Raw genomic sequence first — 21,634 nt, forward strand, 5'->3', positions numbered from 1 at the left:
ACCCGGTGACCGGAGGAGAGGAACACCCGGGAGAGGCCGGGAGCAGGGTCAGCCCTTGGTGGACGCACCCGCGGCGTCCTGCTCGACCTCCAGGGCGGTCAGGTTGCCCATGTGGCTGTCCCCCGAGTAGGCGGACTCGGCGTGGAGGACGGAGTCGATGCCGGTGACCTCCTCGTCGCCGGAGATACGCCACCCCATGACCTTCTTGAGGATGACCGCGATGACTGCAGTGACGATCGCGGTGTAGACCAGGGCGACGACCGCGATGACGATCTGGACGACGAAGAGCTTGAAGCCGTCTCCGCCACCACCGGTGAGGAGTCCGTCGTCGGTGGCCAGCAGGCCCACACCGATGGTTCCCCAGAGGCCGGCGACCAGGTGCACGCCGACGACGTCGAGGGAGTCGTCGAACTTGAACCGGTACTTCAGCCCCACACCGACGGCCGAGAGGGCACCGCCGATCGCGCCGAGGATGATGGCCGTGACAGGGGTGAGGTTACCGGCGGCCGGGGTGATGGCGACCAGACCGGCGACCACGCCGGACGCGGCGCCGAGGGAGGTGACGTGCTTGTCACGGAGCTGCTCGACAGTCAGCCAGCCCAGCATCGCGGCACAGGTCGCCACAGTGGTGTTGAGCCAGGCAAGGCCGGCGTCACCGTTGGCTCCGAATGCGGAACCGCCGTTGAATCCGAACCATCCGAACCACAGGAGTGCTGCCCCCAGCATGACGAGGGGAAGGTTGTGCGGCCGGGCCTCTTCCTTCATGAACGAACGGGACCGTCCGATGATGAGGGCCAGGATCAGGGCAGCCATGCCGGCGTTGATGTGGACGACGGTACCGCCGGCGAAGTCGATCGGGGCGATGGTCGCTTCACCGTCGGTGGTACCGAACATCTTCGCGGCGAGACCGTCCTCGGAACCGGAGAGCAGGCCGCCGCCCCAGACCATGTGGGCCAGGGGGAAGTAGGCGAGGGTGACCCAGATGCCGGCGAAGACCATCCAGGTGGAGAACTTGACGCGGTTGGCCAGCGAACCGGAGATGATGGCCACGGTGATCACCGCGAAGGTGAGCTGGAATCCGATGTCGATGACATTGGCGTATCCGGATGAACCGGCGATGTAGTTGCCGTCGGCGTCGGTGACAGAGTCCCTCAGGCCGAAGAACTCGAAGGGGTTGGAGAACCATCCGGCAAAGGACTCGTTGCCGTAGGACATCGACCAGCCCCAGAGGACGTAGATCACGCCTACGAGTCCGAGGGTGCCGAAAGACATCATCATCATGTTGATGGCGGACTTCTGCCGGGACATTCCGCCGTAGAACAGCGCCAGGGCCGGTGTCATGAGGAGCACCAGGGCGGCACTCATCAGCATCCAGGCAGAGTCGCCTGAAGCGGTCACCATTTCCTCAGGGGTCATTTTCCATCTCCTCGTGGGTCATGTCACCGGTGTCATCGACCGGTCACTGTGCCCCAGTCAAGTGCAGCCGTGTTTCCTGGGTCCGACCCTGTATATTTCGCCCCGGTGAAATGAGCACCCCTGACTGTTACGGACACATTTCACCCTCCCGCGCGGGGGGACACACTGCCGACACATTCCGGCGCCGCACACCGGTCTGCCGGAGGCACCGGCGTGACCCCGTCGTCAGCCCAGCAGGGCGTCGACGAAGCTCTCGACCTCGAACGGGGCGAGGTCGTCGGCTCCCTCCCCCAGCCCCACCAGTTTGACGGGGACGCCCAGTTCCTCCTGCACCTGGAAGACGATTCCGCCTTTCGCCGAACCGTCGAGTTTGGTCAGCGCGACTCCCGAGATGTCCACGACGTCCCGGAATGTCCTCGCCTGTGTCAGTCCGTTCTGTCCCACGGTGGCGTCGAGCACGAGGATGACCTCGTCGACCTTCGCCTTTTTCTCGATGACCCTCTTGACCTTCCCCAGCTGGTCCATCAGCCCGACGGAGGTGTGGAGTCGCCCGGCAGTGTCGACGACCACGACATCGACACCCTCCTCGACTCCCCTGGCGACCGCGTCGAAGGCGACGGAGGCCGGGTCCGCACCTTCGCGTCCCCGGACGGTCTGTGCACCGACGCGCCGCCCCCAGGTCTCGAGCTGGTCAGCGGCAGCGGCACGGAAGGTGTCGGCTGCACCGAGCAGCACCGAGTGTCCCATGCCGACGAGCACCCGCGAGAGTTTGCCGGTGGTGGTGGTCTTGCCTGTCCCGTTGACGCCGACGACCATGATCACCGCGGGCTTGCCGTCATACGGCACGGCGTGAATGGAACGGTCGAACTCGGGGTGGCACGCCTCGATGAGGCATTCCCGCAGCATCGCGCGGGCCTGTTCCTCACTCTGCACGCCACCTGCGGCGATGCGGTCGCGCAGTTTCTCGACGACGCTGACTGTGGTCCTGGTACCGAGGTCGGCCATGATGAGCGTGTCCTCGATCTCCTCCCAGGCGTCCTCGTCGAGGTCGCCTGCCGAGAGTATACCGAGGACGCCTCGACCGATGACATTCTGGGACCGGGACAGGCTGCCCCTGAGCCGACCCAGCCTGCCTTCGACCGGGGCGATGTGCTCGATCTGGTCGCCTTCGTGGGCCGCCACGGGTGCCGCAGACTCTTCAGGCTCTGCGGGCGCCTCGGACTGTCCGGGAGCTGCGGGTGCCTCAGGTTCTGCAGAAACTTCAGGCTCTTCAGGCTCTTCACGAGACGCAGGCTGTTCGGTCTCCACACTCTCAGCAGACTGTCCGGGCTGAGGGGAAACCTCTGCGGTATCCTGTTCCGACTCAACCGGCTCAACCGACTCAGCCTGCACATCCGACTCAACCGGCGCATCCGGCGCATCCGACTCAACCGGCGCATCCGGCACCTCTGCCACAGTGCCACCGGTCTTCCCGGCTTCCGGAACGTCCACGGGCCGGCCGACGGGCGGCACCACGGGATCGTTCACCACTTCCGGTGCACGGACCTCCTCCACCAGGCCGGCGGCGGTCCCCGAGCTGAAGTTGAAGCCACCCTTGGCCTGGTAATCACCCGAAGTGGGCTTCTTCTGCTCGAGCTCCGCCTCTTTCTCGAAGGAGATCTGCCTGGCCTTCCCACGGCGGAGGCCGAGCAGGACCAGCAGAGCAAGTACGACTATGACCGCGACTACGGCGACAATGATCCAGATGACCGAGTTCATGGCCTCCAGTGAACCAGAGGAGGCGGGAACGGCGCTGCGGCACCCCGGTCACGGGGGCTTCACCGTGGTCGCGGCGTCCTCGGTGTCCTGCCCTGCCGTGGGGTCCGCGGAGCCCGTCGGTCCGCACCGCCTTCCCCGGTCACGGCATCCTCCCCGGCTGTCCCGGCTTCCCCGGCGTCCGAGGAGCCCCCTGCCCTGTCCGCCGCCGGTTCCTTCCCCGGTACAGCAGGCTCCGTCGGCAGGACCGGGTCGGCGGATTCGTCCGGGCCGAAGACCCCGAGGACCATCGCGTCGGCGGAAACGAGGTCACCGGTGACCAGATCCGGGACGATCCGGGCGAGCTGTGCCCACCCGTGGTAGGAGGAGGTGAGCTGGCCGGGCGAACCGAACCGGCCGTGGGCGCGCAGCCTGGCCGCGATCGCCAGCACCATGCTGATCACCGGGGCGAGGGCCCACCGGTTGGCGGGGTTGTCGGTGTCGACGTTGTCGAGTTTGTCGAACCGCACCCGGGCGGAGGTGAACAGCTGCCGGTTGGTCTGACGGATTCTGCGCAGCAGCGCCAGGGCGGCCCGCAGCAGCTCCGGGTCTGCGAGAACCTCGTTGAGCTCGTCGCGGCGGCGGAAGGTCTCGAACACCGCGATGAGTCGGGAGTTCTCCTCCGACAGTGCCCCCGGGACCAGACCCGATCCCGCGAAGAACGCACTGAGCACCGCATCCTGCTGCGCCGGATCCAGTTGCGCGATCTGCACCGTCGTCGCGTCGATGCACGCCGTCTCCAGGGTGGCGTCCCTGCCGGATTCAACGGTGCGTGCCAGTTCCGCTCCCCCGACCGTCGTCAACCGTTTCCCGATCTCACGGCGTGCGGTCGTGTCCTCGTCGTCGGTGGCGGCCAGTTCGCCGAGGATCTCCAGCGCTGCGATCCACGCCACACCCGGAGTCGGGTCAGATTCGTCGGTGCGCAGCGGTGCGTGCACCAGTCCGGAGAGAATGAACTGGGCGGGACGGTCGGTGGAGGGCACCAGTGACCGTGACATCGCACGCAGAGCCTCGCGCGGGTGGTGCGCCAGGGCGGTGCGCATCGCATGCCCGGCGGAGTCCGGGGTTCCGTCGGACAACCAGCCCGCCAGCACATCCCACAACGTGGTGAGCACGTCGATGTCGTCGGGGGCTTCGTCGGACTCCCCTGCGAGGAATGCCGAGAGCCTGGTCCAGGGCCCCCCGTCATCCGGGTGGGCGTGGCCGGGGGCGTCCGCGGTCAGGGCGGAGGGACCGGGGGTCGCCGGGGCGTGAAGCGAGGAGAACCGGTCCCCGTTGAACAGCTGGACCCTCAGCGGTCCGGAGTTGACCAGCTCGGAGGGGAGGGTGACCCGGCCGTTGTCGAGGGTCACCGCCGTAGCGGACCTCCACGGCGCCGTGAGCTGCCACAGCCAGGCACCCGCTGGACGGTCCGGGGCTGTCTCCGGGGCCGGGCTGACGGTGAGGACGTCGTCAACGACTGCGACGGACCGTTCCACAGGCGGCCTCAGGGCCGCCAGACGCACCGAATGGGACCTGCCGTCGGCGACGAACTCCAGCTCGCAGGCGCCCTCGCGCAGCAGCGACAGGGAACCCTCCAACGGCTTCAGCGACACCGACCAGGTCACGTCGTCGACGGTGCCGAGGCGCAGGGTACGCACCGGGGCACCGTGCCGGTCGCGGACCACCAGCCGGGGGGATTCGACGGGCAGCCCGGGGCGGATCCGGAACCGTGTGGAGACGTCGACCGAGTCCGCGGAGATACTCACAGCCTCCGTGCGCCACATCGGGTCCTCCCCCGTGAGGGGGAGCTGGTAGCGCAGTCGCGGCGGTTCGACGATGAGGGGCAGGGCGTCCCCGGCGTCGGTCTCGGCGATGACCCGGACCTGCTTCTCCATCGGGCCCAGTTCCACACTCCTGGCGATGACCAGGGGTTTGTCCCCGCCGCGGAAGGTCACCGTCACCGGTGACAGTCCGGCGGCACGGGCCAGTCGCGGAGCCTCAGGTGCGTCGACGTGGAGATCTTCGACGATCGCGTACTCGTGGCGGAAGGATTCGTTGCGCGGTCCCCGCAGCCGGACAAGGTACTCGCCGACCCAGGGGGTGTCGTAGGCCTCGGGGTCGAAGACGTCGAACAGGCCGCCGTCGGCGGGCACCTCCAGGGGCTCCTCCTCGGTGACCTCCTCCCCTGTCTCCTCCGGGCCCGCCCACGAGCTCACGGACAGGAACCAGATCTCCGGCGCGCCGGAGACCGTCGGGGGGAACACCGCCTGCAGGCTGACGGAGTGCACGGGCAGTCCGCCGAGGGAACGCAGCGACGGGCAGGGCTCGTCAGGTTCGGCGAAGACGACCCTTTGACGTGGGTCGACACACCGCACCCTGCCCATCGGGGGCCGTTGCACCCCGGGTCGGTCGATGTGGAGGGACACCGCGCCCGAGAGGTCGAGGTCCCGGATCACCCACCCCTGCCAGGTCTTCATCTTCCACTGCCCCAGCACCGGGAGAACACGGTCGCGTACCACGTCGACCGCGGTGGAGTCCTCGGGGCAGACCACGAGGACGCGGTCGTGGTGCAGGGAGACCCGGTCGGTGAGGTCCTTGCCACGCCGGGTGAACACCAGGACGGGGTCGTCACTGTCGACCCCCTTGACGACCCATGCGTCGTCGTGGGTGAGGTCCCGGACCCCGATCTCGCGCACGGGCCGGCGCATGGGGATGTCGAGGACGCCGGTGACCGGGCGTCCCGGAGAGTCCGAACGCCGGGTCCGGAAGCCCGTCGGGCGTCCCTCGACGTCGATGTGCCACCGCACCTCGGGGGATTCGTCGGCGTCGAGGAGCACCTCGGGCAGCCGCAGGACGACCCTCTGCCGGGCCAGGTCGAGGGAGAGGCGGGGCTGGGTTTCCCGGGACCCGACACCGACCCGGTGACGGCGGGCGGTCGTGCCGGCGGGACGTTCGGAGAGCTCCTCGACGACGTCCTCGAGGATCAGCGGCGGGACCTCCGCCACCGCCCCTGAGGTCAGACCGTGACGCCAGTGGCCGGGGTGGGCTGCCGCGTACCTGACGACCCGTACGACAGGGGCGATCAGTCCGGCCGCCAGCTCCGGAAGCACCGCGCACAGGGGGCCCGCCTGCAGCGACTCCTCGGCGAGGACTGCGACCACGGCGTCTGCCTCGGCGTCCGCGTCAGTGTCCGCTGTCCCGTCGAGCCGGCGTGAGTCGATCAGCTCGATGAGTTCCGGAACCCAGTCGGTGGCGATGCCGACGTGGGCGAAAAGGCGTCCCTTCTCCCCGTCCGATCCCGTCGCGGCGATGTCGACGGGGTCGAGCCCGGCGCGGGTGAGGATCCCGGCGTAGGTGTCCGGGGCGACGAGGGCGGTCCGCTCGGGGGTGGGTTCCAGCCCCAGGCCGGACCAGAATTCGGAGGCCAGTTCACTGACGTCGTTGAGCCTGGCCGCGCGGAACAGCAGGGTCGAGGCGGTCAGTGCGGGGCAGGTGGCCAGCAGCTGGCCTTCGTCTCCGCCGGCGGCGAGCTGGCGGGCGAGGAAGGTTCCGTAGAAGGTGGTGATCCGTTCGAGCTCGTCACCGGTCGTGTCGAGCCGGACGAAGATCGGCGGAGTCCCGGGAAGTTCCCCCAGCCGGCGGGTCAGGTCCAGTTCGGTACCGGAGGCCCAGGCGAGAAGGGGGTCCGACAGGTCTGCGATAGGGCTCGGTGCACTCACGACGACTCATTCTAGGGCGCGTCGGATGCGGCGACATCTGCGGGGGCGTTCTGCCCGTCTGCCCTGTTCACGGGGGTCTCGACCGGGTGCATGCGCTGGGATATGACCCTGGTCACCCCGTCTCCGCGCATGGTCACCCCGTAGAGGACGTTGGCGGTGTCCATGGTGGGCTTCTGGTGGGTGATCACGATGAGCTGTGAATCCTGCCGCAGTTCGAGGAACAGGGCGATGAGCCGTCTCAGGTTCACGTCGTCGAGGGCCGCCTCCACCTCGTCCATGACGTAGAAGGGGCTGGGGCGGGCACGGAAGATCGCCACCAGCAGTGCCAGCGCGGTCAGAGACTTCTCACCACCGGACAGCAGTGACAGTCTCCTGACCTTCTTGCCCGGCGGCCTGGCTTCCACCTCGATTCCTGTGGTCAGCATGTCGTCGGGGTCTGTGAGAACCAGTCTCCCGGACCCTCCGGGGAAGAGTGTGTCGAAGACTCTGGGGAACTCCGCCTCCACGTCGGCCCAGGCGTCGGTGAACAGCTGGAGGATCGTGGAGTCCACGTCCCTGATGACCCCCTCCAGGTCTGCCCGGGCCTTCTCCACGTCGTCGAGCTGGGTGGCGAGGAAGCGGTGGCGTTCCTCCAGGGCCGCGAACTCTTCGAGGGCGAGCGGGTTGACCTTGCCGAGGGAGCGCAGTGACTTCTCCGCGGCGGCGAGCTCCCTGGCGGCGGTGTCCCTATCGAAGTCCTCGCCCGGGGCTTCGGCGAGGAGCTGGGGTGCGGACATGCCCAGCTGTTCCATGGCGCGTTCCAGTGCCTGTTCGATGCGCAGCTGTGCCTGGCTGCGGGTGATCTCCGCCTGGTGTGCCCGTTCGTTGAGGTGGTTGAGGCGCAGGGTGAGGGTGTCGACCCGGTCGCGGCAGCGGGCGAGTGTCTCCTGCCAACGGCGGTGGGCGTCGGCGGTGCGGGTGCGCGCGTCCTCGGCTCTGCCCAGGGCGTCCCTGATCCGCAGGTCGACCCGCTGTGCCAGGGCGTGGACCACGTCGGCACGGTGACGGGCGGCCCGTCGCCGTGAGGCGGCCTGTTCGAACCGTTGCCGGGCGGCCTGCTCCTGACGTGCCTGGCGGCGCAGCGCCTCCGCCCTGCCCCGGTGGTTTCCGGCCCGTTCCTCGGCGGTGCGCAGGGACAGACGGGCCTCCATTTCCATGGCTCGGGCCTGGGTCAGGGCCCTGGCCGTGGCATCACGTTCGGCGGTGGAGGGTTCTTCTCCGGTGTCCTGTTCCCCGACCCGGGCCAGTCGGTCGGCGACCTCGTCGGCTTCGGCGTCGAGTTTCTCCCGGCGTTGCTCCGCCTCGTCGCGGGCGGCCGTTGCCCTGGCAAGGAGTCGGGCCGCCTGTTCTGCGGCGCGGGAGGACGCCTCGACCCTGCGTTTCGCCGCGGCCAGCCGGACCTCGTGGTCACGTACGGCGGCTTTGGCGGAGGCGGCGGCGGTGCGCAGTTCCTCCGCGGCCTGCCTGGCTCCCTTCAGTGAGGCCTGCAGGTCGGAGAGTTCACCGCGCACCCGGTCCGCCTCCTCGGCCGCGCCCGAGATCGCGGCGGCCAGCTCCACCGGTGCCGTGCCTCCGGAGCCGGCGGCGGTCCAGCCGGTGCCCAGCAGAACTCCGTCGCGGGTGACGACACGGAGCCGGGGGTCGCGTTCCACCAGGTCTCTGCCGGTGGCGACCGGGTCGGCGGTGTCCACTGCGACGACGTCGACGAGCAGTGCGGTGACCGGTGCGGTGACCGCCGGGTCGATGTCGAGGTGGTCGAGGAGCCATGTGACGCCGGTGTCCGGTGCTGCAGGGACCGCCGGGGAGTCCAGACGCCACGGGCGGGTGTCGGGACCGTCCCCGGAGGTGGCGGTGACGAGCATGGTTCGTCCCCGGGCTGCGGTGACGAGGGCCCGAGTGACGGTGCCGAGCGTGGCGGTGTCGAAGATGTCCCTGCCGGCGACGAGTCCTTCAGGGAGGACGGCCGCGACCGCGGTCTCCCACCCGTTCTCCACCGTGACCTGTCCGGACAGTCGGCCGGGTTCACCGCGCCCGAGTTCCCGCACGGTCTCGACCGCCACGGCGGCACCGTCGGTGGGGCGCAGCCGGTCGCGCCACCCGTCGATGCGGGCTTCCAGGGTGGCCAGTTCCCTGTCGAGGTCGCGTTCGCGGCGGCGCAGGGACTCCACCCGGGCGTCGGCGTCCGCGGACTCTTCGGCGGCACGGGCGGCTGCACCGGCGAGCCCGTCCCCGGCGGCCTCTGTCTCGTCGAGGGCTGCCACGGCGTCGTCGAGTTCGGCCCCGGTGCTGTTGTCCATGGCGTCGCGTTGTTCGGCGACGGTCTGTTCCAGCCGGGTGATCTCCTCGTCAAGGGCGGTGCGCCGCTGGGTGAGGGAGTCCTGCTGTGCCAGGAGTCTGACGATCCCTTCCCTGCGGTCGGCGACGGCCCTCACCCGGGCGAGATGTTCCTGCTCCGCTTCGCGGGCGGCATCGGCACGGTCCTCGACCTCCTCACGGACCTGTTCGAGCTTCTCGGTGGCGATCTCCACCTCCTCGTCGAGCAGGGCCTGCTCCTCGTCCGCTTCCGTCGCGCGGGCGAGCAGTTCCTCCGGGTCGGCGCCGGTCCAGGTGTCGACCGTGCCGTTGTCGGAGGCCCGGTCGGCGGCGATGCGCAGGGTGGCGGAGTTCTTCTCGGCGACGGTGGACAGCCTGAACCACAGGTTCTTCGCCGCCTCAGCCTCCTCCAGGGCGGTGCGCAGACCTTCCTCGGTGGTGGAGAGTTCCCCGGTGTACTCCTCGAGTTCGGCGCGGACGGCACCGGCGTCAGCGGTGAGTTCTGCAAGTTCGGCGTCCGCCTCCTGCAGTTCCCCGGTGAGACGGCGGACGGTGTCGGCGGTGAGGAGCAGCCGGTTCTCCCGGATCGTGGACTGGACCTTCTCCGCCCTGCGGGCCGCCTCCGCCTGTCGTGCCAACGGCTTGAGCTGGGTGGACAGTTCGTCGGTGAGGTCGTGGAGGCGGTCGAGGTTGCCCTGCATGGACACGAGCTTGCGCTGTGCCTTCTCCCTGCGGCGCCGGTGCTTGAGAACCCCGGCGGCCTCCTCGATGTAGGCGCGGCGTTCCTCGGGGCGGGACTCGAGGATCTGGGCCAGACGCCCCTGACCGACGATGACGTGCATCTCCCGGCCGATACCGGAGTCCGAGAGCAGTTCCTGGATGTCCATGAGCCGCGCCCGGGCACCGTTGATCTCGTACTCGGACGCCCCGTCGCGGAACATCCGCCGGGTGACGGACACCTCCGAGTAGTCGATGGGCAGGGCTCCGTCGGAGTTGTCGATGGTGAGTGTGACCTCCGCCCTGCCGAGGGGTTTACGGTCGCCCGCACCGGCGAAGATGACGTCCTCCATCTTCCCGCCGCGCAGGGTTTTCGCCCCCTGCTCCCCCATCACCCAGGCGAGTGCGTCGACCACGTTGGATTTGCCGGAACCGTTCGGACCGACGACCGCGCAGATACCCGGTTCGAACTTCAGGGTCGTGGCGGAGGCGAAAGACTTGAAACCCTTGAGGGTGAGGGACTTCAAATGCATCGGGTGACGGGGACCTTCCGGGGCGCAGGGACCGGACAGGAGGGCCGGTGGTGTGGATCAACGGATTTCGAAGTCATGGTACCCGCCGCGGGGCCGGCCCACGGCGTCCACCACGGTGTCCACCCGGCCCGGGGTTGACCCGCCGCGCAACCAGGCGGCCAGGGCGCGGGTACTGTCGGCAGGTCCTTCCGCGACGACGAGGACGCGACCGTCCGGGTAGTTCGAGGCGAAGCCGACCAGGCCGAGAGACAGGGCCGTACTCCGGGTCGCCCAGCGGAACCCCACGCCCTGGACGTGTCCGTGGACCCAGGCGGTGAGGCGCACAGCAGCCTGACCGGCAGGAGCCTGACCGGCAGGGTGCGGGGCACCGTTGTACGGGGCGTCGTGGTCCGGGCGAGTCACAGTTCCGAGCCTAGCGCCCGGGACTGCGGCCCCGCTGCCGGCCGCCGCCTCCCCCGCCGCTGACATTCCGGGCAGAAGTGGGACGACCTTCCCCCCGTCACCGTCCTTTCGATCGGGGTCCCGCACCGGTGACAGGGCAGTCCCGTACGCCCGTAGACGTGGAGGGAACGGGAGAAGTACCCGGACGCGCCGTTGACGTTGACGTAGAGATCGTCGAAGGAGGTGCCTCCGGCTTCCAGTGCCTTCAGCATTGTCCCCGCCGCGCAGTCGAGCAGGTGGACGACGTCACGTTGCCGCATTCCGGACGCCCGCCGGTGCGGGTGGATCTGCGCCGACCACAGGGCCTCGTCGGCGTAGATGTTCCCGATCCCGGAGACCACGGTCTGGTCCAGCAGCACCCGCTTGATCTCGGAACGGCGGGGCCCGGGCCGCCCGGCCACCCCCCGTGGGGCGGAGCCGGGGGGCAGCGGGGCGGCGGCGGGGTGCGGGGCCGGGTCGGGGGCGCCGCACCCGGGCAGCCCCCCGCGGCCGGAGGGGGGCGGGGCGGCGGAAAACAGGTCCCCGTCTCTTTTTAACACCTACATGTGGATAAAAGAAAAGCGGGGAGCGCCCAGGCCTTCCTCTCACCCCCATCTAGAGGTGAAGAAGAGAAGGGGGGGGACCGGCGCCGCCCCGAGGGCCTGGGCGGCGTAGATGTCCCCGACCCCGGAGCCCCCGTTCTGGTCCAGCAGCCCCCGCTTGATCTCGGACGGGCGGGTCCGGCCCCGCGGGGCAACCGCCGGTGTGTCGAAGCCGGGGGTCAGCGGGTCGTCGGCGATGTGCGGGACCGGATCGGTGACGCCGTACCCGGTCAGCTCCCAGCGTCCGAAGGTGCGCTGGTCGACGAAACTCAGTTCCAGGACGGACCCGTCGGCCGTCACCAGGCGGGAGCGGATACGCAGGTGGGGTGAGGTCACCTGACCGGGGGCGCCCAGGAGCATCTGGCCCGACATGCCCAGGTGCACGAGAAGGCAGCGGGTGTGGCCGGGGCGCCCCAGTTCCGCCCACAGGTACTTTCCCCGGCGGTGCAGGGCGACCACCAGGGCATTCTCCAGTCCCTGCTCCAGTGCGGCCGCCCCGCCGGGCTGGCCCCGGACGGCGCGCGGGTGCAGCACGGTGGTTCCGGTGAACACCGCGCCGGTGAGATGTTCGGCCAGTCCGCGGCGCACCACCTCAACTTCGGGCAGTTCAGGCACCGGTCAGCTCACCCCGGCGGTGACGGGGACGCCGCCGGCGCCCGGAGCTGCCGGTCTCCGGTTCAGTGGTCGAGGCCACTGAAGTACCGGTAGGCGGCACGGGCGGCATGGTGCTCAGCCTCTTTCTTCGTGTGACCGGAGCCGGTTCCACGGACTTCCCCGTCGACTGTCACCGTGGCGTTGAACGTCTGGTCGTGGTCGGGTCCCTGCGCTGTGGCCTCGTACACGGGTTCCGCGTGGAGCTGCAGATCGGACAGCTTTTCCAGCAGCACAGTCTTCCAGTCCATCGTCAGTCCGGTCGACGGTGCTGTGGTGATCCTGCGTTCGAAGATTCTCAGGACGGTGGACCTGGCGACATCGAAGCCGTGTTCCAGGTAGATGGCTCCGAGCATCGCCTCGACGGAGTCGGCGATGATGGAGTTCTTGTCCGATCCGCCGGTGAGCATCTCACCACGTCCGAGGATGAGGTGGTCCCCCATCCCCAGTTCCCTGGCGACGTCGGCCAGGGCGTACATGTTCACGACACCCGCGCGCATCTTGGAGATGTCCGATTCCGAACGGTCCGGGAACTGGCGGTAGAGCTGCTCTGCGACGGACAGCCCGAGGACGGCGTCACCGAGGAACTCGAGGCGTTCATTGTTGGGCAGGTTTCCGTTCTCGTTGGCGAAGGAACGGTGTGTCAGTGCCAGCCGGAGCATGTCGTCGGACAGCTCGACGCCCCACGCCCGGAGCAACGGGGTGTGGTCGATCCGTCCGTACGCGGCATTGAGTGCAGCCTCACCGGTGAGGCGACGTCGTCTCGACATCAGGCGTCATTCCTTCTGTCCCTGGTTTCGCCGGCGCCCTCGGCACCCGCACCTTCCCCGTCATCGGTGAGGTCGCCCGCCAGTTCGGCCAGTCCCGCCCACCGGGGATCGGGCGCGGCATCGTCGCCACCGGAAACACCGTCCGGGGCGGGGGTGTCGCCGGCGCATTCACGCCCGTAGTCGCCGCACACCGGGCTGAAGGGGAGGGTCAGCCCCGCTTCGTCGAGGACGAGCTGGGTGATGTCGACCATGTCGTCGTCGACCATGAGGGGTTCGAAGTCATCGTCGTCGTCACCTGCCTCCGCACCTGACACACCGTCGCGGGTGATGAAGTCCGGGGTGGTCCCGAAGACGTCACTGACATGCACCGAGAAGGGTTCGTCAAGGTCGGCGAGGCAGCGGGAGCACTGGCCGGTGGCCCTGGCGTACACGGTCGCGTCCACCAGGAGCGACTCACCGAGGTTGGAGACGTCGGCGACGACCTCCACGGGGGTCCCCTCCTCCACGCCGAGCATCTCACCGCCGAGCCGGACCGGTGACGGCCCGGTGGCGGTCAGGTGCTGGGGCAGGCCGGTGGCACGGAGTGCCTCACGGACTTCGAGCTGGAACGGATCTGTAGTCACCCCGTCATTCTTACCCTTGACCCGTAGCGCGGGCTAATCACCGTGGGCCCCGGCGTGCCGCCGTCTCAGAGGCGGGATCCGCGTTCCCCCCGGGGCTCGGCGTCACCGCGACCGTCACCCCATCCGTCGGCCCTGCCGTCACGGGGTTCACGGGGGTACCGGTTCCCTGAGACTCCGGCCCCCTTGCGCAGGGCGGAACGGTCCCTGGACACTGTCCGCAGTGAACCGTTGAGGGACTCCTCGAACTGCGCGAGAGTGCTGTCGACGTACTGGTCGCATTCCCGCCGCAGTCGGTCAGAGTCGGCGTGGGCGGACTCGATGATGCGCCGCGCCTCGGCGTCCGCCTCCCTCACGACCTCAGACTCACTGACCAGCCGGCGCTGTTCGGCGATCCCCTCGTTGACCGCCCGGTCGTAGAGGTTGTTCCCCTCCTCGATCAACCGTGCCTTCTCCGCATCCGCCCTGGAGGTGGTCTCCTGGTACTCCCGGCGCGCGTCCTCCTCCAGACGCACCGCCTCCGCCTCAGCACGGGCGACGGTGCTCTGGGCCCGCTCCTCGGCGTCGGCGATCATGTCCTCGGCACGCTGACGGGCCTCGTCGAGGATCCGGTCACGCTCCGCTTCAGCCTCGGCGACCAGTGCGGACGCCTTGTCCTCCGCCTCCGACAGGATGGCGTCCTCCCGGTCCAGCACGTCCTGGGCATCGTCCAGGTCGCCGGGGATGGAGTTACGGATCATGTCAAGAAGCTCCGCGGCTTCGCCCCGGGGGACCATGCAGTTCGCGGTCATGGGGACGCCGTAGGCGCGCTCCACCATATTCTGGAGCTGGTCAATGCCCTCGAAAGTCTTGTACATGACTGCCAGCATGCCAGAAAACTGCCCCGCGACCACGCTGTGACACGCTCTGTTGTCCGGCTCATCGGGGCTCATCGCCCGGGCGCGCTCACCGGCCGGCGTACTTCTCCCTCACCGCTGCAGCGACACTGTCCGGCAGCAGTCCCCGGACATCACCTCCGTACCTGGCAACCTCCTTGCAGATCGTCGAGGAGACGTACCCGTACTCCGGATTCGTCAGGAGGAAGAAGGTCTCCACCCCGGTGAGACGCTGGTTCATCTGCGCCATAGGCAGTTCGTACTCGTAGTCGAGGGAACTGCGCAGACCCTTGACCATCGCGGGGATCCCGTGTCCGTCCAGGTAGTCGACCAGGAGACTGTCCCAGGTGTCCACGGTGATCCTGGACGTCTCCGGCCGGCCGGTGGCGTCCAGGGCGTCACGGATCAGGGCCATCCGCTCCTCGGCGGTGAACAGTCCGGACTTGTTCGGGTTGTAGGTCACGAGGACGGTGACTTCGTCGAACATCCTCGCGGCCCTGGTGAAAATGTCCAGGTGGCCGTTGGTGACAGGGTCGAAGGATCCGGGGCAGCAGACTCGCATGCCCACAGTCTAGGTCCTCATCTCCTGCCGTCGCCTCACGCCGCGGGCCCCCGCCAGATGGCCATGTCCATCCTGGCGATGCCGAAGGTGCGTTTCTTCAGCTTCTGACCGGTGGTCTCGAAACCTTCCGGCCAGTCCACCTCCGCAGAGTCGACGTGACGTTCCACCACGACCACGGCGTCCTTCCGGAGCACCGGGACCAGGGCACGGACCATCTCGTCGACGGCGGTGTCACTGAGATCGTAGGGGGGGTCGGCAAGCACCATCGTGTAGTGGTCGCGGGCCGCTCCGGCCAGGAATGCGGAGGCCCTGGACTCGACCACCCTGACGGCAGGATGGCCCACCACCTCGGCATTGGCGCGGGCAGTCTCGCACGCCCTGTGGTTGTCGTCGACGAGGGTGACCTCCGCCGCGCCCCGGGACGCCGCCTCCAGTCCCAGTGCACCTGTACCTGCGAACAGGTCCAGGACGATCTCACCGTCGAAGCCGAAACGGACCTGCAGGGACGAGAACAGTCCTTCCCTGGCCCTGTCGGAGGTCGGACGGGTGCCCTCGGGCGGGACCTTCAGTTTCCTGCCCCTGGCTGATCCCGAGATGATGCGGGTCACAGCTCTGCCCCGCCGGTCCGGTCACGGGTGTCGGGAAGCTCGTCGAGGTGCAGGAGCAGGTCTCCTCCGGCCACGGCGCTGAAGTTCTCCGCGGCGTCCCGGCGCACCACCCCGGGCCCGGGTGCGGCGACGGGGGCCTCGATCTTCACGGCCTCGACGACGGCGAGATGCTCTCCGGCGGCGACGGACTGCCCGTCCACCACCTCGAACCTGACATGCCCGGCGAACGGAGCGAAGATATCCATGCCTGGCAGTGTAGTAGGGCTGTGACATGCCCGGTCCACGACCGGGTCACATGACCGGGTCGTGACCGGGTCGTGACCGGCGGAGCTGTGTCCGGAGCAGCGGGGACGCCCTCCCGCCGCGCTGTCAGCTGCGTTCGATGTACTCCTGGTCGTCGTCGGCGATGTCTGCGACGAGGGCCCGGGACAGGTCCGTGTCATATTCCACGAGAGCTGCGGCGTACCGACGGGCCTCGTCGACGATGTCCGCGTCGTCTGCCAGGGACAACAGGGTCACCCTGCGGGCCCGGGACCCGGACTGGGTCTCCCCGAGCACATCCCCCTCGGTCCTGGTCCTCAGGTCAAGTTCAGCCAGCTCGAATCCGTCACCTGTCCGGGCGACTGCCTCCAGCCGACCGTATGACGGTTCCCCCTCCTGCACCCCGGTACACAGGAAACACCAGGAGTCCGCTGCCCCGCGACCGACCCGGCCACGCAACTGGTGCAGCTGTGAGACGCCGAAGTTCTCGGCGTCCATCACCGCCGTCACCGTGGCTTCGGGGACGTCGAGTCCGACCTCGATGACGGTCGTGGCGACCAGCACGTCGAGCTCACCGTGGGCGAACGCCTCCATCACCTGGTTCTTGTCCCCGGTTCTGCCGTGCAGGCGGCCGATCCTCAGTCCGGACAGCGGACCGGACTCCAGACGGGACGCCACATCGTCGACACCTCCCTCACCGTCGATCCGGGGAACGACCACATAGGCACGGTGACCGGCGGCGACCTGCTCACGGATGACCTCGAAGACCCGCTGCACCCACCGTGGTCTCGAGGTGGGGACCACGAAACTGTGCACGGTCCCGCGACCGGCCGGAGCGCCGGTGAGGGTGCAGACCGACAGGTCACCGAACATGGTCATGGCCACAGTACGGGGAATGGGGGTGGCGGTCATCACCAGCAGGTGCGGTGTCCTGTCCACCGGTGCCCTCTCCCTGAGCCGGTCACGCTGGCGGACGCCGAAGCGGTGCTGCTCGTCGACCACCACCAGTCCCAGGTCGAAGAACTCGACCGAGTCCTGGATGATGGCGTGGGTTCCGACGACAATGTCCGCGGTACCGGAGACGGTGTCGAGCAGGGCACTCCGACGTTCGGCCGCGGACATCGACCCGGTCAGCAGAGTCACCGTCACCCCGAGTCCGTCGAGCAGCCCGGTGAGGGTGTCCGCGTGCTGTGAGGCGAGGACCTCCGTGGGGGCGAGGAAGGCACACTGCAGACCTGAGTCCACGACCCTCAGCATCGCCAGCAGTGCCACCACCGTCTTTCCGGATCCGACGTCGCCCTGCAGCAGCATGCTCATCGGGGTTGTCACCCCGTCACCTCCGGCGGCGTCAGCGGCGTCTGCGTCGGCACCGCTGTCCGGCCCCATGGCCCTGCCGATGGTCTCCAGCGCCGCCTTCTGGGTGTCGGTGAGGTCATAGGGGAGGTTCGCCGTCAGTGCCGCATAACGCGAGTCTGCGGTGATCGGCACCACGGACGGCGCGGACCTCGCCGTGGACTCGGACCTCCTCAGCGCCATGACGATCTGGAGTCCCAGAGCTTCGTTGAACTTCAGACGGGTGCGGGCCTCCTCCGGCCCCTCCTCCGGAGGCTGGTGGACCTCGTGGAGGGCCCTGCTGAAACTGATGAGGGGCCGCCCCCGGAGACGGGGCCACTCCGGTGCCCCGGGATGGTCGGGCAGCATCTCGGACGGTTCCCCCGTCGCGGCGAGCACCCGGTCCATCACTGCGGTGACCTCGGCGGTGGTGGTCCCCGGCCGACGTCGGTACATCGGCAGCCAGGGCCGGGACAGCAGTTTCTGGGCCGCTCTCATCCCCCCGGCGACCTCGACGACGGTGGCGAGGGGACCGTAGGCCCCGAACGCGGCCTCATGCTCCTCCGGGGTACGCCGGGCACCGCCCTGCGGGGGCGCAGGCTGGAGGGTGATGTAGGAGGGGTTCTTCAGCTGCCACTGGTCCCGCCAGACGCCGAGTGTTCCGGAGAGCATGAGCTTCGCCCCGGCGGCGACGAAGGGCACGTGCATGCGCACATTGCCGAACAGGGCCGAGGAGAAGACCGTGTCCCCCACCCGGAAGGTGAACGAGAGGATTTCCCGGGGTCCCCGGCGTCCCCGGTTGTCCTGGACGTGTGCCCCCGTCACTTCGGCGAGGCAGGTGAACCTGTCACCCTCCCCCGGGGCGTCCGGTCCGTCATCCGTGAAGGCGCCGGTACCGCTGCTGTGGACGTAGGAGACGGGGAAGTTCATCAGGGCCTGTCCCATGGTGGCCAGCCCGGGCCGGCCCGCCAGGGCCCTGGCCCTTTCGGGTGGAATGACCAGGCTCAGTGGCCGGGGATCGTCCCAGCCCAGCATCTACTCCACCCCCACCTGGGCGTCGACAGGCAGACCCGGCACGGTGACGACGTGGACCTCGGCGTCCGGGTGTGCTTCGCGGACCGCCCCGGCGACCGCGTCGCCGATCCCGGGACCGCATTCGGCACGGCAGAGAACCGTGACCAGTTCCCCGCCGTCGGCGAGCAGGGCATTGACCGCCGCAGCGACCGCCTCCACGACGTCCACCACGTCCACCACGGGGTCCTGACCGGTCTGCTGCCCCGCCGGCGGCACGGTCACGTCAGTCCACCGCTGCCCGTGCACGGCGTCCGCCATGTCCTCGGCGTCGTCGTCAGGGTCCGCTCCCGGACTGTGCACCGCCAGTGCGGCGAGCCCTCCGACGAAACTGCCGGTGTCCACCACAGTGACCTCCCGGCCGAACTCCCTGCCGACCCGGTCAAGTCCGGCGAACACCTCAGCGGTGTCCTGACCGTTGGTCAGCACGATCCCTGGTCCGGGCAGTGCACCGAGCGCCTCGGCGAGCGACTCCGAGGTGTCGCACACCTCCGCGCCGGCGCCACGGAAGAGATCGGCCAGCCCGCCGGTGGCGGCACCGGCAGGAAGGAGGGCGATGACCGGGGAGACGGGTCGGACGCCACGGGCCGCAGGCTGTTCGGGCAGCGCCTCGACGCGCAGTCCGGTGACACTGCCCAGGGCGAAGATCCGCTCGATGAGCTGACCCGGGTGACGGGTGTGGACGTGGGCACGGTGCGCGTCAGCGCCGTCACCGACGACCACCACGCTGTCTCCGAGTTCTCCGAGGGCGGTACGCAGGGCCGCCGCGTCACCCCGGAACGTGAAGACCAGTTCGAGGTGGGGTTCGCTGCCTGCACCGTGGGACGGGTCGGCGGGCCCGGTCCCGACGGACCCCCGGAAACTCCCGGTACCGCCTGCTGCGCCCGTTTCTGTGCCTGTTTCCGTGCCTGTTTCTGTACCTGTTTCTGTACCTGTTTCCAGGGCGTCGACCAGTGCCTGGAGGATCACGACGAGGCCACGTCCGCCGGCGTCGACGACTCCTGCCTCACCAAGGACGTCAAGCTGTCCGGTGGTCTGTTCCAGGGCGGTGACGGCCGCGTCACGCGCGGCGGTGACGACTGTGCCCAGAGAAGCCTCCGGGTCAGCGTCGACGACCGCCTGCGCACCGTCACCGGCCTGCCGCAGCACAGTCAGGATCGTCCCTTCCACAGGGTGCGACAGCGCGTCGGTGACCAGCTTCCCTGCCCTGGAGAGCATCACCGGGACCGCCCTGGCCGACAGGTCACCGGTGGCCGACATGGCGGCGGTGTCCGCGACGGCCCGGAGAATCTGGCTGAGCACCATGCCGGAATTTCCCCTGGCCCCGGTAACGGCGCCGGCGGCCAGAGCGGCGGCTGTCTCCGCGGCGTCGGCGTCACCGGTGGAACCGGCGGAACCGGCGGAACCGGTGGCGTCCTCCAGCCGGGCGACGGCACATTCCATGGTGGCGGTCATGTTCGTGCCGGTGTCGGAGTCCGGGATGGGGAACACGTTGAGCCGGTTGATCTCGTCACGGTGACGCCGCAGTCCCGCGAGCGCCCTGACTGCCCAGGACCTGAGGTAGGGCCCCGTGAGTGCGGTGGTCACCGGACCACCTCCTGGTCCGCCAGCGACCAGTCCACCGGTTCCGCCCCCTGGGCGACGAGGATACCGTTGGCCCGGGTGAACGGACGGGAGCCGAAGAAACCGCGGTAGGCGGACAGGGGTGAAGGGTGGGCGGAGAGCACGCACCGGTCCCGGCCCACCGTGCCGGCCACCTCCCCTGCCTGACGCCCCCAGAGAACCGCGGCGAGAGGCCGGGTGGACAGGTGTTCCACCACTGCCCCGGTGATCTCCTCCCAGCCGGTGCCGCGGTGGCTCGCCGGGGATCCGGCACGCACGGTCAGGACCCTGTTCAACAGCATCACCCCGTGGCGTGTCCAGGGGCTGAGGTCGGCGGACGCAGGCCGGGGCAGTCCCAGGTCCGACTCATACTCGGTGTAGATGTTCTGCAGGGACTTCGGCAGTGGCACAGTGGTCGCCGCCGAGGAGAAGGACAGTCCCACGGCATGCCCGGGGGTCGGGTACGGGTCCTGGCCGAGGATCAGCACGCGAGTCTCCTCCGCCGGCCGGGACAGGGCCCGGAAGATGTTCTCCGGGGCGGGCAGGACCGGTTCGCCGGCGATGATGCGCCCGGCTGTGTTCTCCGCGGCCGTCGGCAGGTCTGCCCCGGCATCGTCGAGGATATTGCGCCACGACGGGTGGACGGTCGCGAGAATCCGCCCGGCCAGCGCATTCACCGGGTCCACGGAGGTCGCCTCAGGGTTCACAGTGAATCCCACCCGGCCGTGTACACCGGACGTTGACCGTCGACTGTCACCGGCTCGCCCTCGCCGGCCTCACGGATCTCCCCGATGACCCGGTAGCCTGCCGGCGGTTCCCTGTCGGTGGTCCCCAGCAGGGTGTGGTCCTCCCCTCCGGTGAGCACCCATTCCCAGGGGTCACCACCGGTCACCTCGGCCGCGTAGTACAGCTGCGCGTCCGGGGTCAGGGAGGCTCCGTCGAGGTCGACGTGGACCCCTGACCTGTGTGCCAGGGTGGTCAGGTCATGGACCAGCCCGTCGGAGTTGTCGGTCATCGCGGACATTCCCGCCGCCCGTGCCACGGTGCCCCTGCCGACGATGAGCCGGGGCGCGCAGTGGCCGGAGACGAGATCCCGGAGCACCGGGTCGTCCGGTACCGCCTCCCGTGATCCGAAGTACTCCAGCAGTGCCAGACCGGCAGCGGAGTGCCCTATCACCCCGGAGGCGACGACGGTGTGGCCGGGGCGTGCGGCATCGACGGTCAGCGCGGGGTCCGGACCGGTGAGGACGCCGATCGCTGTGACGGCGACAATGAGCTGGCGGGAGGTCACCACGTCCCCTCCGACCAGTTCGACCCCCCATGGTGCAGCGGTGGCCGACATCCCGCGGGCGATACCGGTCACCACACTGACGGGAAGGTCCCCCGGCGCGGAGAGGGACATCAGTACCGCTGTGGGGCGACCTCCCATCGCCTGGATGTCGGCGAAGTTCTGGGTCACCGCCTTGGCACCGACCTCGAAGGGGGTCGACCAGTCCAGCCGGAAGTGTTCCCCGTCGACGAGGACGTCCGTGGTGGCGACATGACGGGAGTTCGGGGGCACGGGGTCGAGGACCGCGGCGTCGTCACCGTTGACCTCACTGGGGGCGGCGGCCCGGATCGCGGCGATCGTCGCAGCCTCCCCGACCTCGGAGACGGTCGGGTCCCCTGACGTGTGTCCACCGTAGTTCGTGGCCATCAGCACCTTCAATCGTCGTCCGTCCGGTCCTGCCCCGGCACACCCTGCCCC

The 21,634-nt window shown here is 69.2% G+C and carries 17 protein-coding genes; all 17 read right to left on the bottom strand.

Annotation, left to right across the window (positions count from 1 at the left end):
* Window positions 1-48: 48 nt before the first annotated feature.
* Window positions 49-1,416, bottom strand: coding sequence for an ammonium transporter (locus BN3906_RS00735; protein ID WP_066583010.1), 1,368 nt, complete (start codon window positions 1,414-1,416; stop codon window positions 49-51).
* A gap of 225 nt (window positions 1,417-1,641) precedes the next feature.
* On the bottom strand, window positions 1,642-3,174 hold the full coding sequence (gene ftsY, locus BN3906_RS00740; RefSeq protein ID WP_066583011.1) for a signal recognition particle-docking protein FtsY: 1,533 nt from the start codon (window positions 3,172-3,174) through the stop codon (window positions 1,642-1,644).
* A gap of 59 nt (window positions 3,175-3,233) precedes the next feature.
* The gene (locus BN3906_RS00745) at window positions 3,234-6,911 is read right to left on the bottom strand and encodes a hypothetical protein (RefSeq protein WP_066583012.1); all 3,678 of its coding nucleotides are present in this window, start codon (window positions 6,909-6,911) and stop codon (window positions 3,234-3,236) included.
* Window positions 6,912-6,922: 11 nt separating this feature from the next.
* Entirely contained in the window at window positions 6,923-10,513 is a 3,591-nt protein-coding gene (gene smc, locus BN3906_RS00750; protein WP_066583013.1) for a chromosome segregation protein SMC, read from the bottom strand.
* A gap of 57 nt (window positions 10,514-10,570) precedes the next feature.
* Entirely contained in the window at window positions 10,571-10,837 is a 267-nt protein-coding gene (locus tag BN3906_RS14905) for an acylphosphatase (protein WP_066585687.1), read from the bottom strand.
* Between the two features lie 74 nt (window positions 10,838-10,911).
* Window positions 10,912-11,493: a zinc finger domain-containing protein gene (locus BN3906_RS00760; protein ID WP_078057006.1), complete on the bottom strand. Its 582-nt coding sequence runs from the start codon at window positions 11,491-11,493 to the stop codon at window positions 10,912-10,914.
* Window positions 11,494-11,538: 45 nt separating this feature from the next.
* Window positions 11,539-12,150, bottom strand: a complete 612-nt coding sequence (locus BN3906_RS00765) for a DNA-formamidopyrimidine glycosylase family protein (protein ID WP_078057007.1) — start codon at window positions 12,148-12,150, stop codon at window positions 11,539-11,541.
* 62 nt (window positions 12,151-12,212) lie between these two features.
* Window positions 12,213-12,956 (bottom strand): ribonuclease III, encoded by a 744-nt coding sequence (rnc, locus tag BN3906_RS00770; RefSeq protein ID WP_066583017.1) that lies wholly within the window; start codon window positions 12,954-12,956, stop codon window positions 12,213-12,215.
* Complete coding sequence (locus tag BN3906_RS00775) at window positions 12,956-13,579, bottom strand: YceD family protein (RefSeq protein ID WP_066583018.1); 624 nt, start codon at window positions 13,577-13,579, stop codon at window positions 12,956-12,958. The genes rnc and BN3906_RS00775 overlap by 1 nt, the downstream gene beginning before the upstream one ends.
* 65 nt (window positions 13,580-13,644) lie before the next feature.
* The gene (locus BN3906_RS00780; protein WP_261796791.1) at window positions 13,645-14,433 is read right to left on the bottom strand and encodes a DivIVA domain-containing protein; all 789 of its coding nucleotides are present in this window, start codon (window positions 14,431-14,433) and stop codon (window positions 13,645-13,647) included.
* A gap of 88 nt (window positions 14,434-14,521) precedes the next feature.
* Window positions 14,522-15,013 (bottom strand): pantetheine-phosphate adenylyltransferase, encoded by a 492-nt coding sequence (gene coaD / locus BN3906_RS00785; RefSeq protein ID WP_066583019.1) that lies wholly within the window; start codon window positions 15,011-15,013, stop codon window positions 14,522-14,524.
* A gap of 35 nt (window positions 15,014-15,048) precedes the next feature.
* Window positions 15,049-15,621, bottom strand: a complete 573-nt coding sequence (locus tag BN3906_RS00790) for an RsmD family RNA methyltransferase (RefSeq protein ID WP_066583020.1) — start codon at window positions 15,619-15,621, stop codon at window positions 15,049-15,051.
* Complete coding sequence (locus BN3906_RS00795) at window positions 15,618-15,866, bottom strand: acyl-CoA carboxylase biotin carboxyl carrier protein subunit (protein WP_066583021.1); 249 nt, start codon at window positions 15,864-15,866, stop codon at window positions 15,618-15,620. Before BN3906_RS00795 ends, BN3906_RS00790 begins: the two co-directional genes overlap by 4 nt.
* A 124-nt stretch (window positions 15,867-15,990) precedes the next feature.
* Window positions 15,991-18,249 (bottom strand): ATP-dependent DNA helicase RecG, encoded by a 2,259-nt coding sequence (locus BN3906_RS00800; protein ID WP_066583022.1) that lies wholly within the window; start codon window positions 18,247-18,249, stop codon window positions 15,991-15,993.
* Window positions 18,250-19,872, bottom strand: coding sequence for a DAK2 domain-containing protein (locus tag BN3906_RS00805; RefSeq protein ID WP_066583024.1), 1,623 nt, complete (start codon window positions 19,870-19,872; stop codon window positions 18,250-18,252). It lies immediately after the preceding gene.
* Window positions 19,869-20,606, bottom strand: coding sequence for a uracil-DNA glycosylase (locus BN3906_RS00810; protein ID WP_078057008.1), 738 nt, complete (start codon window positions 20,604-20,606; stop codon window positions 19,869-19,871). The genes BN3906_RS00805 and BN3906_RS00810 overlap by 4 nt, the downstream gene beginning before the upstream one ends.
* Window positions 20,591-21,583, bottom strand: coding sequence for a thiamine-phosphate kinase (locus BN3906_RS00815; RefSeq protein ID WP_066585693.1), 993 nt, complete (start codon window positions 21,581-21,583; stop codon window positions 20,591-20,593). Before BN3906_RS00815 ends, BN3906_RS00810 begins: the two co-directional genes overlap by 16 nt.
* Window positions 21,584-21,634: the final 51 nt, after the last annotated feature.

This window comes from Corynebacterium provencense, from assembly GCA_900049755.1.
GTDB classification, from domain to species: domain Bacteria; phylum Actinomycetota; class Actinomycetes; order Mycobacteriales; family Mycobacteriaceae; genus Corynebacterium; species Corynebacterium neomassiliense.